The 12,953-nt window shown below is 53.1% G+C and carries 10 protein-coding genes; 1 reads left to right on the top strand and 9 read right to left on the bottom strand.

Annotated elements, in window-relative coordinates; all coding sequences use genetic code 11:
* Positions 1-6 precede the first annotated feature (6 nt).
* The 9 genes from nuoI to lrhA all read right to left on the bottom strand — a co-directional run bounded on the left by nuoI (position 7) and on the right by lrhA (position 10,746).
* Positions 7-549: an NADH-quinone oxidoreductase subunit NuoI gene (gene nuoI / locus F8561_RS19495; RefSeq protein ID WP_003861491.1), complete on the bottom strand. Its 543-nt coding sequence runs from the start codon at positions 547-549 to the stop codon at positions 7-9.
* Between the two features lie 13 nt (positions 550-562).
* Positions 563-1,540, bottom strand: a complete 978-nt coding sequence (gene nuoH / locus F8561_RS19490) for an NADH-quinone oxidoreductase subunit NuoH (RefSeq protein ID WP_014170994.1) — start codon at positions 1,538-1,540, stop codon at positions 563-565.
* A complete protein-coding gene (gene nuoG, locus F8561_RS19485; RefSeq protein ID WP_151887794.1) occupies positions 1,537-4,263 on the bottom strand; it encodes an NADH-quinone oxidoreductase subunit NuoG in 2,727 nt (908 codons plus the stop codon). Before nuoG ends, nuoH begins: the two co-directional genes overlap by 4 nt.
* Positions 4,264-4,316: 53 nt before the next feature.
* Positions 4,317-5,654, bottom strand: coding sequence for an NADH-quinone oxidoreductase subunit NuoF (gene nuoF / locus F8561_RS19480; protein ID WP_014170996.1), 1,338 nt, complete (start codon positions 5,652-5,654; stop codon positions 4,317-4,319).
* Positions 5,651-6,151: an NADH-quinone oxidoreductase subunit NuoE gene (gene nuoE, locus F8561_RS19475; protein WP_014170998.1), complete on the bottom strand. Its 501-nt coding sequence runs from the start codon at positions 6,149-6,151 to the stop codon at positions 5,651-5,653. The genes nuoF and nuoE overlap by 4 nt, the downstream gene beginning before the upstream one ends.
* A gap of 2 nt (positions 6,152-6,153) precedes the next feature.
* Complete coding sequence (nuoC, locus tag F8561_RS19470) at positions 6,154-7,956, bottom strand: NADH-quinone oxidoreductase subunit C/D (protein ID WP_014170999.1); 1,803 nt, start codon at positions 7,954-7,956, stop codon at positions 6,154-6,156.
* An 89-nt stretch (positions 7,957-8,045) separates the two neighbouring features.
* A complete protein-coding gene (gene nuoB, locus F8561_RS19465; RefSeq protein WP_003861482.1) occupies positions 8,046-8,720 on the bottom strand; it encodes an NADH-quinone oxidoreductase subunit NuoB in 675 nt (224 codons plus the stop codon).
* A 15-nt stretch (positions 8,721-8,735) separates the two neighbouring features.
* A complete protein-coding gene (gene nuoA, locus F8561_RS19460; RefSeq protein WP_014171000.1) occupies positions 8,736-9,176 on the bottom strand; it encodes an NADH-quinone oxidoreductase subunit NuoA in 441 nt (146 codons plus the stop codon).
* A 631-nt stretch (positions 9,177-9,807) separates the two neighbouring features.
* Positions 9,808-10,746: a transcriptional regulator LrhA gene (gene lrhA, locus F8561_RS19455; RefSeq protein WP_025203584.1), complete on the bottom strand. Its 939-nt coding sequence runs from the start codon at positions 10,744-10,746 to the stop codon at positions 9,808-9,810.
* A 941-nt stretch (positions 10,747-11,687) separates the two neighbouring features.
* Between lrhA and alaA the strand changes: the two genes are divergently transcribed.
* Positions 11,688-12,902 carry an alanine transaminase AlaA gene (alaA, locus tag F8561_RS19450; RefSeq protein WP_014171002.1) on the top strand — a complete coding sequence of 405 codons (1,215 nt, stop codon included), beginning with the start codon at positions 11,688-11,690 and terminating at the stop codon, positions 12,900-12,902.
* Positions 12,903-12,953: the final 51 nt, after the last annotated feature.

Here is a 12,953-nt window from a genome sequence, read left to right as displayed (position 1 = left end):
CTCTCCTTACGGTAACAGGCTCTTGACGTCGATAGGCTTAGCTTCGTTCTCTGCTTCGCCCTTATCTTTGCCGTCGATTGCCATACCCGCCATCCGGTAGAAGTTATATTCCGGGTATTTGCCCGGACCGGAAATCAGCAGATCCTCTTTCTCGTACACCAGGTCCTGACGCTTATACTCACCCAGTTCGAAGTCCGGGGTCAGCTGAATCGCCGTGGTTGGGCACGCTTCTTCACACAGACCGCAGAAAATGCAGCGTGAGAAGTTGATGCGGAAGAACTCAGGATACCAGCGGCCATCTACCGTCTCTGCTTTCTGCAGAGAGATACAGCCCACCGGACACGCTACCGCACACAGGTTACAGGCAACGCAGCGCTCTGAACCGTCCGGATCGCGCGTCAGCACGATACGGCCACGGTAGCGCGGCGGCAGATATACCGGCTCTTCCGGGTACATCCGGGTTTCGCGTTTGGCAAACGCGTGCAGGCCGATCATCCAGATACTGCGTACCTGAGTGCCGAAACCTACCAATAATTCTTTTAAGGTCATGGTCTATAGCCCCTTATGGCTGCTGCCAGAGAATGACAGCCGCCGTTACCAGCAAGTTGATGAGCGTCAGCGGCAGGCACACTTTCCAGCCGAAGGACATTACCTGGTCATAACGCGGACGCGGTAACGCTGCGCGAATCAAAATGAACATCATCATGAAGAACGCGGTTTTCAGCGCGAACCAGATGAACGGCGGTAAGAACGGGCCATGCCAGCCACCAAAGAACAGCGTTACCATCAACGCGGAAATGGTGACAATACCGATGTACTCGCCCACGAAGAACAGACCGAATTTCATACCGGAATATTCGATGTGGTAACCGTCGGCCAGTTCCTGTTCGGCTTCTGGCTGGTCAAACGGGTGACGGTGACACACCGCCACGCCCGCGATAGCAAAGGTAATAAAACCAAAGAACTGCGGGATAACGTTCCAGATGTCAGCCTGGTTGTTGACGATGTCGGTCATGTTGAATGAACCGGCTTGCGCCACCACACCCATCAGGGAAAGCCCCAGGAATACTTCGTAGCTCAGCGTCTGCGCAGAAGCACGCATCGCACCCAGCAGGGAGTATTTGTTGTTACTGGACCAGCCCGCGAACAGCACCGCATACACGGCGAGGCCTGCCATCATCAGGAAGAACAGAATGCCGATGTTCAGGTCAGCCACCACCCAGGTCGGGCTGACAGGAACAATCGCGAACGCCAGCAGCAGCGAGGTAAAGGCGATCATCGGTGCCAGAGTAAAGATCACGCGGTCAGAGAAGCGCGGGATCCAGTCCTCTTTAAAGAACATCTTGATCATGTCCGCTACCAGCTGGAGTGAACCACCCCAGCCCACGCGGTTCGGTCCGTAACGGTTCTGGAACAGACCGAGCAGACGACGTTCACCAAAGCTCATGAACGCGCCGCAGGTGACGACCACCAGCAGGATAACTATCGCTTTCAGAATGCTCAGCAGGATGTCGATAAGATCCGGCGTTAACCAACTCATGCTTTTGCCTCCTGCAGATTATCAAGACGCGCACCCGCCAGTACCGGCGCGATGCCAGGCATACCCATCGGCAGACCCACCTGCCCTGCTGTCAGACTTTCAGAGATAATCAGCGGCAAGCTGATTGTCTGGCCATCATAGCTAAAGGCGATGTTCGCACCCGCGTTAACGCCAAGCTTCGCGGCATCTGCCGGGTTAAGCTTGATGTACGGTTGCGGCATGCGGCTCTGGAATACCGGAGAACGCTGGGACAATTCGTCACTGCCGAACAGATGGTAGTACGGCGCAATACGCCAGTTCCCTTCCTGCGCATGGAAGCTCGCCGGCACGGTGGTGAAGAAGTCCAGACCGGTGTCGGAAGCTTCAATCAGACGCACGCCCGGGTCACCGTGGCGCAGAGAGCCGCCCACTTCAGCCTGGAATTTGTTCCATGCCTGCGGGGAGTTCCAGCCAGGTGCCCATGCGAACGGAACCTGAGAGCGCGGTGCAGACGGCTGGTTGTTCCCTTCCATTGAGAAGGCAAACATCGTGTCTTTATCCTGCGGCTGACGAGGTTCGTGAACGCTGATGTTGGCTCGCATCGCGGTACGACCGCTGTAACGGTGCGGTTCACGCGCCAGTTTCTGGCCACGAATACGGAAGCTTGCGTCAGGAGCCGCATCTTTGATGCCAGCCAGCTGAGGCAGTTTTTCCACGACCGCGTCGATAACATGGTCGAGCTGCGTCCAGTCTACTTCACGGCTCTGAACGGTGCTGTGCAGAGAGTGCAGCCAGCGCCAGCTTTCCAGCATTATGGTGTTGCTGTCGTAGTACGCCGGGTCATACACCTGGAAGAAACGCTGTGCGCGGCCTTCGTTGTTGATAACCGTACCGTCGCTTTCCGCGAAGCTTGCCGCAGAGAGCACCAGGTGCGCTTTGTCCATAATCGCGGTGCGCTGATGGTCAATAACCATCACAAGCGGCGCTTTGGAGAGCGCTGCGTCAACGCGTGCGGCAGAAGCATGGCGATGCAGGTCGTTTTCCAGCACCACAACGGCGTCAGCAGCACCGGATTCCAGTTCGCTTAACGCAGCTTCCAGAGAGCCACCGCCAATCATTCCCAGACCGATGCTGTTCACCGCACGAGCAATCATGGTCACGCCAACGTCTGCACCACGGCCTTTCAGCGCTTTAGCCACGTTCGCGGCAGCCTGAATGATCTCCGCGCTACCGGCGTTAGTGCCGGAAACAATCAGGGGTTTCTTCGCACCCGCCAGGGCCTGAACAATCACATCAACCTTGTTCTGCAGGTCGCGATCGAGACCTTCAACGGCCGGAGAATTGCTGTCCAGCGCATGAGCAATCGCAAAGCCAAGACGGGCCTGATCTTCAACCGGCGCGCAGTAGGTCCACGCCGCGATATCGTCCAGACGCGTGTTGTCGACGTTGGTCACAAACAGAGGATGCTTCGCACGCTGACCGATGTTGAGGATTGCCGCAATCTGCCAGTCAGCCACTTTCTGAGCCGCCGCCATTTCACGAGCTTTACCTTTGACCGCCTGACGAACCGCCAGGGCAGCGCGAGCGCCGGTCTGCGTCAAATCTTCACCCAGCACCAGAACCGCATCATAAGATTCAATTTCACGCAGCGCTGGGGTATGAATACCGCCTTCACGCAGCACTTTCAGTACCAGCTGCAGACGTTCCTGCTCGCCCTGAGCGATACCGGTGTAGAAGTTTTCCGCCCCAACCAGCTCACGCAGCGCAAAGTTACTTTCGATGCTGGCTCGCGGGGAGCCGATACCGATCACTTTCTTCGACTGGCGCAGAATATCTGCCGCGCCCTGCATCGCCTGTTCAGCGTTCAGGGTGATGAAGTCATCACCACGGCGTTGAACGGGCTGACGTGGACGGTCTTTCAGGTTCACGTAGCCGTAGCCGAAACGACCGCGGTCGCACAGGAAGTAATGGTTAACGGTACCGTTATAACGGTTTTCAATACGACGCAGTTCGCCATAGCGCTCACCCGGGCTGGTGTTACAGCCCAGCGAACACTGCTGGCAGATGCTTGGTGCAAACTGCATGTCCCACTTACGGTTGTAACGCTCGGAGTGGGTTTTATCGGTGAAGACGCCGGTTGGACAAATCTCGACCAGGTTACCGGAGAATTCGCTTTCCAGCGTACCGTCTTCCGGACGACCGAAGTAGACGTTGTCATGCGCGCCATACACGCCCAGATCTTGTCCGTCTGCGTAATCTTTGTAGTAACGCACGCAGCGGTAGCAGGCGATGCAGCGGTTCATTTCGTGAGAGATGAACGGCCCCAGGTCCTGGTTGCGGTGGGTACGTTTGGTAAAGCGATAGCGACGGAAGCTGTGACCGGTCATTACGGTCATATCCTGAAGGTGGCAGTTACCGCCCTCTTCACAGACCGGGCAATCGTGCGGGTGGTTGGTCATCAACCATTCCACAACGCTTTCACGGAACTGTTTGGCTTCTTCGTCATCAATCGAAATAAAAGTGCCTTCGGTGGCTGGCGTCATACAGGACATCACCAGGCGACCACGCGTGTCTTCCGCGTTTTGATATTGCTTCACCGCACACTGGCGGCAAGCACCGACGCTGCCCAGCGCCGGATGCCAGCAAAAATACGGAATATCAAGGCCGAGCGACAGACAAGCTTCCAGCAGGTTGTCCGCCCCGTTGACCTCATACTCTTTGCCGTCTACATGAATCGTAGCCATTAGCATGCTTCCAGTTGGCTCAGTCGTAACTGAGCGTTAATCAAAATTCTGTTTTACCAGCGCGCTTTCAGCAGGTTCGGCTGAATCCCATTGATGGCATGGGTATTGCTGAACGGCTGCTTGATGCCTGCTTCGAATTCGTCGCGGAAATATTTAATCGCGCTCTGCAGTGGCTCAACGGCGCCTGGTGCGTGGGCACAGAAGGTTTTCCCTGGACCCAGGAATCGACACAGTTGCTCAAGTGTCTCGATATCGCCAGGCTGGCCTTCGCCACGTTCGATAGCACGCAGGATCTTCACGCTCCACGGCAGACCATCACGGCACGGTGTACACCAGCCGCAGGACTCGCGGGCAAAGAACTCTTCGAGGTTACGCACCAGCGATACCATGCCGATCTCGTGGTCGACGGCCATCGCCAGCGCCGTACCCAGACGGCTGCCTGCTTTACCAATGCTTTCGAATTCCATCGGCAAATCAAGATGGGCCTCGGTCAGGAAGTCGGTCCCTGCACCGCCTGGCTGCCAGGCTTTGAATTTCAGGCCATCACGCATGCCGCCAGCGTAGTCTTCAAGAATTTCACGTGCGGTGGTGCCAAACGGCAGTTCCCAGACGCCAGGGTTCTTCACGCGACCGGAGAAGCCCATCAGCTTGGTACCGGCATCTTTACTGTTCGAGATGCCCTGATACCACTCCACGCCATTGGCGAGGATTGCCGGGACGTTACACAGGGTTTCGACGTTGTTTACACAGGTCGGTTTACCCCAGACGCCAGAACTTGCCGGGAACGGTGGCTTGGAACGTGGGTTAGCACGGCGGCCTTCCAGGGAGTTAATCAGTGCGGTCTCTTCACCACAGATATAACGCCCTGCCCCGGTGTGCACGAACAGCTCGAAGTCAAAACCGGTGCCAAGGATGTTTTTACCCAGCAGGCCCGCTTCAGTGGCTTCGGCAATCGCGCGACGCAGGTTTTCAGCCGCTTCGATGTATTCACCGCGCAGGAAGATGTAACCCCGGTACGCTTTCAGCGCGAACGCGGAGATCAGCATGCCTTCCACCAGCAGGTGCGGCAGCTGTTCCATCAGCAGGCGGTCTTTATAGGTGCCCGGTTCCATTTCATCAGCGTTACACAGCAGGTAACGGATGTTCATGGATTCGTCTTTTGGCATCAGGCTCCACTTCAGACCGGTGGAAAAGCCTGCGCCGCCGCGCCCTTTCAGGCCAGCGTCTTTGACCGCACTGACGATGTCGTCCGGCGCCATGCCGCCCAGGGCTTTACGCGCACCGGCATAGCCGTTTTTGCTCTGGTATTCGTCGAGCCATACCGGCTGTTTGTCATCACGCAGACGCCAGGTCAGGGGATGAGTTTCAGCAGTACGAATTACAGTTTTCATTTGTACTGCTCCAGCAGGTCAGGAATGGCTTCCGGCGTCAGATAACTGTGAGTATCCTCATCAATCATCATGGTCGGCCCCTTGTCGCAGTTCCCCAGGCAGCAGGTTGGCAGCAGCGTAAAGCGGCCATCGAACGTGGTCTGGCCTGGCTTGATATTGAGCTTTTTCTCAATCGCTGCCTGAATGCCCTGATAACCGGTAATGTGACAAACCACGCTGTCACAGTAGCGGATCACATGGCGACCCACCGGCTGACGGAAGATCTGGCTGTAGAACGTGGCTACGCCTTCTACGTCACTTGCCGGAATGCCCAGCACTTTTGCGATCTCATAGATCGCCCCATCCGGCACCCAACCACGCTGTTTCTGTACGATTTTCAGCGCTTCAATGGACGCCGCACGCGGGTCTTCGTAGTGGTGCATCTCGTGCTCAATAGCGGCACGTTCTGCTTCACTCAGCTCAAAAGCCTCGGTTTGTGGTTGTTGATTCTCGTGCATAATTAGCGGTCCACATCTGACATAACAAAATCGATACTACCCAGATACACAATCAGGTCGGAGACCAGACTGCCGCGGATGGCGGACGGGATCTGCTGCAGGTGCGCAAAGCTTGGTGTACGCACGCGGGTACGGTAGCTCATGGTGCTGCCGTCACTGGTCAGGTAGTAACTGTTAATACCCTTGGTCGCTTCAATCATCTGGAAGGATTCTTGCGCCGGCATGACCGGACCCCAGGAAACCTGCAGGAAGTGGGTGATCAGGGTTTCGATATGTTGCAGCGTGCGCTCTTTCGGCGGCGGCGTCGTCAGCGGGTGATCCGCCTTGAACGGGCCTTCCGGCATGTTGTTGAGGCACTGCTCAAGGATGCGCAGACTCTGGCGCAACTCTTCAACTTTCAGCATCACGCGGGTGTAGCAGTCGGAAACACCGCCGCCAACCGGGACTTCGAAGTCGAAGTTTTCATAGCCAGAGTAAGGACGGGCTTTACGCACGTCGAAATCAATACCGGTTGCGCGCAGACCCGCACCTGTCGTACCCCACTCCAGCGCTTCTTTCGCACCGTAGGCTGCAACGCCCTGGGAACGGCCTTTCAGGATGGTGTTACGCAGTGCGGCTTTCTCGTAAGAAGCCAGACGTTTTGGCATCCAGTCGAGGAATTCACGCAGCAGACGCTCCCAGCCGCGCGGCAGATCGTGTGCCACACCGCCGATACGGAACCAGGCCGGGTGCATACGGAAACCGGTGATGGCTTCTACCAGATCGTAGATTTTCTGACGATCGGTAAAGGCAAAGAAAACCGGTGTCATCGCGCCAACGTCCTGAATGAACGTGGAGATATACAGCAGGTGGCTGTTAATACGGAACAGTTCGGAGAGCATCACGCGGATGACGTTAACGCGATCCGGTACGGTGATACCTGCCAGTTTCTCAACGGCCAGCACGTAAGGCATTTCGTTTACGCAACCGCCGAGGTACTCGATACGGTCGGTATACGGAATGTAGCTGTGCCAGGACTGACGCTCGCCCATCTTCTCAGCACCACGGTGGTGGTAACCGATGTCCGGTACGCAGTCGACAATCTCTTCGCCATCAAGCTGAAGAATAATACGGAAAGCACCGTGCGCAGAGGGGTGGTTTGGACCGAGGTTGAGGAACATGAAGTCCTCGTTTTCCGTCCCGCGTTTCATGCCCCAGTCTTCCGGCTTGAAGGTCAGCGCTTCCATCTCCAGATCCTGCTTGGCTTTCGTCAGCTCAAACGGGTCGAATTCAGTCGCACGTGCCGGATAGTCTTTACGCAGCGGGTGGCCGGTCCACGTCTGCGGCATCATGATGCGCGTCAGATGCGGGTGGCCGTCGAAGGTCATCCCGAACATTTCCCAGGTTTCACGCTCATACCAGTTAGCGTTCGGGAAAAGTTTAGTGATCGTCGGCAGATGCATGTCGTTTTCAGACAATGCCACCTTGAGCATGATATCCGTATTACGGTCTATTGAGATCAGGTGGTAGAAAACGGAAAAATCCGCAGCAGGGAGACCCTGGCGGTGCGTACGCAGACGTTCATCCATGCCGTGTAAGTCAAACAGCATGACGTAAGGTTTTGGCAATTTCTTGAGGAAATCGACCACTTCCAGTAATTGCTCACGCTTCACCCAAACAACGGGTACCCCGGTGCGGGTCGCCTGAACAGTAAAGGCATCCGGCCCAAAACGGTTGCGCAGTTCGCCAATGACAGGGTCATCCAGATGATCCCGTGTTTGCCAGGCGGCTTCTTGCGCGGTTAAGTCGGTCATATTGTTCACCATTGCAAATGGTCCGTGGTGACTGTAGGGCGTGGCTTCGCGCTATTTGAGTAGTGATATGCGAAGGTTTACTCCATGCCCACAGGCGCAAATTAAATTTCGTCAGGCGTACGCAGATTGGTTACTGCAATACGTTCGCCGCGTTTACGCTCGCGCTCAGACTGCATGTTGGCGCGGTAAACACCCTGATCGCCAACCACCCAGGAGAGCGGACGACGTTCTTTACCGATAGACTCCTGCAGCAGCATCAGCGCCTGCATGTAAGCTTCCGGACGCGGCGGACAACCCGGGATGTAAACATCCACTGGAATAAACTTATCTACGCCCTGTACGACGGAATAAATGTCGTACATACCGCCAGAGTTTGCACATGCGCCCATGGAAATAACCCATTTTGGCTCCAGCATCTGGTCATACAGACGCTGAATAACAGGTGCCATCTTGGTAAAGCATGTACCTGCCACCACCATCAGGTCAGCCTGACGTGGGGAAGCACGCAGTACCTCTGCCCCAAAACGCGCAACGTCATGCACCGCAGTGAATGACGTCACCATTTCAACGTAGCAGCAAGAAAGGCCAAAGTTGTAAGGCCAGATGGAGTTCTTACGACCCCAGTTGACCATATCGTGCATGGCATGCTCGAGTTTGCCCATGTACACGCTTTTATTGACTTCTTGCTCCAGGGGGTCGGTTACGATCTCCTGTTTTTGCAGGGGGTAACGGTCATTCTCACCGTTAGGATCTATGCGGGTGAGCGTATAATCCATCTTATTGCCTCGCTGTTACTGCTGACGATTAGAGATACTGTTTTCCGGGTTGATGTGTTCACGACGTGAACGCGCAGGCGTCCAGTCAAGCGCGCCAATACGCACCAGATAAACCAGACCGGCCAGTAACACTAAAATGAAAATTGCGGCCTCGACAAAGCCCACCCAACCACTTTCGCGGATGGAAGTTGACCATGCGAAAAGGTAAAGCGCTTCCACGTCAAAGATGACGAAGAACATGGCTACCAGATAGAACTTGGCAGACAGGCGTAAGCGAGCGGAACCTACTGAATCAATACCTGATTCGAAAGGTGTGTTCTTGTGCCTTGCACGGGCGCGACCGCCCAGGAACCAGCCGCCGACTAACATCAGGCAGCACAGGCCAATGGCTACAATAAGAAAGATTGCGAATGCCCAGTGATGAGCGATGACTTCTGTGGATGTTGACATACTCATTGCTTACTCATCAAAAGTGATACCTACGACACTGCTCTTGCTGGCAGATGGGCATCACATCGATTCATGGGGAGGAACGAAAAACCTTACACTAACTGTCAGAAATGAGACGTAGACAGCAAAATGATGGGGTTTTTTACTCCTTTCTATAACCTTTTGTCAACTTTAACAAAGGTTTCTTCACATTAAATTACATCGAGCGATTCTCATTAACATTTGGTGCCCTTTAACCCTGGTGGGTACCTGAGTTTACGTCAAATGCATGTTGTTGAATCGTGTCCGTTTTGGAAGTAAAAAAAATAACCCTCCTATTTTGACAGGATTTGCCAACGATTCCTCCCCCCAAAGAGGAGTATTTTCTTGATCTGAGACACGCTTTTGTTAATTCACCCAAAAAACCAGCAACATATTTCCTGTTTTATTAACATCGAGGCGAGCTGGAGGGAGACTGAACGGGAAACGCACAACATTTGAACAAAAGTATTTATCTTACTGATAAATAGCGGCTATCCTGAAAATCCACGCGGTGATCGCGGGTATTACTGCCAAAAAAAAGCCACTGCAGGCGAAAATCGCGTGAGTGGCTTTTTTTTTACATTTACAAATTGTTACCAGAATTTTGAGCTGTCGATCACTCAAAGTCCCCTTCAACGATCAGGGAATCATCCCCCCCTTCGGAGGTAACATGTTCGAACTGCCATGGATTATGGTAGTTTTCCATCGCCTCGAACACGACTTTCGCCAGTTCGTTATTGCTGGACGTATTGTGGCAGAGCAGATACTCCGTATCAGGCAAAGCAGGAAGACCATCTGATTTACCCAGTACGCGCAGATCCGGGCTCATCATTTCGACCGGACGGGCCGTTACTCCAAGCCCCGCTTTCACGGCAGCACGTACCGCTGGCAATGTGGAAGCCACATAAGCCAGACGCCATGGAATATTGGCCTCATTGAGCGCCGCCAACACCATATCGCGGAACGGACTAGGATCATCCAGTAATACCAATGGAATTGGCTCACCTTTTTGCAGCACATATTCAGCTGCGCAATACCAATGCGTCGGAGACGTGCGCAACGTCAGGCAATTAAATTGCCCTGGACGGTGCGTAGTCACCACCAGATCGACCTTATTCTCATTTAACATCTCAATCATAAAAGCATTTCGTTTTACGCTAACGTCCAGCGCAAGCTTCGGATAAACCGAACTAATTCGATTGAGAAGAAATGGCAATATTGTGTCTGCTGACTCATCAGACGCACCTAACGTTAGCACCCCTTGCAGGTTGCTATACATTAATGACATACATGCTTCGTCATTAAAGCGAAGTATTTTCCTGGCATAACCCAGAAGCTGAATACCGTGTTCCGTTAAGAGCTTATTACGCCCGTGACGGGCAAAGAGCTCTTTACCAACCAGTTGTTCCAGCCGTTGCATTTGCTGGCTAACGGCGGACTGGGTTCGGCAAACGGCGGCAGCAGCAGCTGCAAAAGTGTTGAGATCGGCGACCGCAACAAACGTTCTCAGCAGATCGAGGTCGAGATTCATTATCGGACGATTTGCATTTATCATATCTTTTCACTTTCAGGTTGCTCGTGCGGAGCTGCCCGGGTTGAAGCTGTGTGTGTAACAGTTAAGCAATTCCCTCTGAAGGTTTTCCCTCGCATCCCGGCCCGGCAGACTGCCTGACAGATAGTTATTGTGCTGTTTTAATATCAACAGTCAGAAAGCACGTTTCATGACGTTATTTTTATTCTCTTAAACGTTCAGGATATTTAGATGTTTGCAGGTTTATGTAAATTCCATTAAGGGTGATACACCCTTTCTGCCATCTTTCTCGCAGTGCTGTCAACGTAGCAGGAGATGTTTAACCCATTCCGGCCAGAGATAACTCTAACAATAACAATCAATTAATTCAGAAAACCTGTTCCACAAATACAATACATATGTATCTGTGCCCAGCTTTCCTGAAAGACATCTTAACCCAAATCCACTTTATTTATAAGTCTTATTGCAATATTGAGGATTTATGAGGGTTGTTAAGCTTCTCAACTAATTTTATTAAAATTAACTAAAGTTGCATTTTGTTGGTTAATAATAAATAAATTTTAATTTAGATTAAGGCCATTCATTAATAACACTTAACATTAATTTCACATGAGTAACTTTTAGCCAATGCACACTATTACAACGTCACGTAACGAAGCATTCAGGTTTTACGAAAGGTCACTCAGCGTAACTGCCACGCAGGTTGCGGATATTATTTATTTTTATCAGCACAATATACAGATTTTATATTCTTTAACAGCACAATAAACCTATTATCAAACCATTAACCTTACTTTACGTCAGTCAAATTGTTCGTTGATAGCGAAAAAGATTCACTCCATTTTCATTCACTCCACAAAATCTTCTCCTGCCCGCCCTTCAAAACGAAGCGAGGGGGGAGTACATTATTCCGTGCTGACTTCCACGGCAGGGAGTGGCAACAATCGCGAAAAGGTTAAAGGTTCATGTCCCCTATCGAAAAATCCAGCAAGCTAGATAACGTCTGTTACGACATCCGTGGCCCGGTTCTGAAAGAGGCTAAACGCCTTGAAGAAGAAGGCAATAAGGTTCTGAAACTCAACATTGGTAACCCTGCGCCATTTGGTTTTGAAGCGCCGGATGAGATTCTGGTTGATGTGATCCGCAACCTGCCTACTGCGCAAGGCTATTGCGATTCAAAAGGACTTTACTCCGCACGAAAAGCCATCATGCAGCACTACCAGGCGCGCGATATGCGTGATGTTACCGTTGAAGATATCTATATCGGCAACGGCGTCTCTGAACTGATCGTGCAGGCCATGCAGGCGCTGCTGAACAGCGGCGACGAAATGCTGGTTCCCGCGCCGGATTATCCGCTGTGGACAGCGGCCGTATCCCTGTCCAGCGGTAAAGCCGTGCACTATCTTTGCGATGAGTCCTCTGACTGGTTCCCGGATCTCGATGATATTCGTGCGAAAATTACCCCACGCACGCGCGGCATCGTCATTATTAACCCGAACAACCCAACGGGCGCGGTCTACTCAAAAGAGCTGCTGATGGAGATCGTGGAGATCGCCCGCCAGCACAACCTGATCATCTTTGCCGACGAAATCTACGACAAGATCCTGTATGACGCGGCGCAGCACCACTCTATCGCCGCACTGGCTCCGGACCTGCTGACCGTGACTTTTAACGGCCTGTCTAAAACCTACCGTGTGGCCGGTTTCCGTCAGGGCTGGATGGTCTTAAACGGCCCGAAAAAACATGCGAAAGGCTATATTGAAGGGCTGGAAATGCTCGCCTCTATGCGTTTATGTGCCAACGTGCCGGCGCAGCATGCTATCCAGACCGCACTCGGCGGCTATCAGAGCATCAGCGAGTTTATCGTGCCAGGCGGGCGTTTATATGAGCAGCGTAACCGCGCGTGGGAGCTTATCAACGATATTCCAGGCGTCTCCTGCGTGAAGCCGAACGGCGCGCTCTACATGTTCCCGAAAATCGACGCGAAACGCTTTAATATTCATGACGACCAGAAGATGGTGCTCGATTTCCTGCTGCAGGAAAAAGTGCTGCTGGTTCAGGGTACCGCTTTTAACTGGCCGTGGCCGGATCACGTGCGTATCGTTACCCTGCCGCGTGAAGATGACCTCGAGATGGCCATCAGCCGCTTTGGACGTTTCCTCTCAGGTTACCACCAGTAATCTTAAAATCAGGCTACTCCGGTAGCCTGATTTGCATCTTGCCTCCCCTCC

This window comes from Enterobacter sp. 198 (assembly GCF_009025585.1).
Classification (GTDB): domain Bacteria; phylum Pseudomonadota; class Gammaproteobacteria; order Enterobacterales; family Enterobacteriaceae; genus Enterobacter; species Enterobacter ludwigii.
This window is presented reverse-complemented; position numbering and strand designations above follow the sequence as displayed.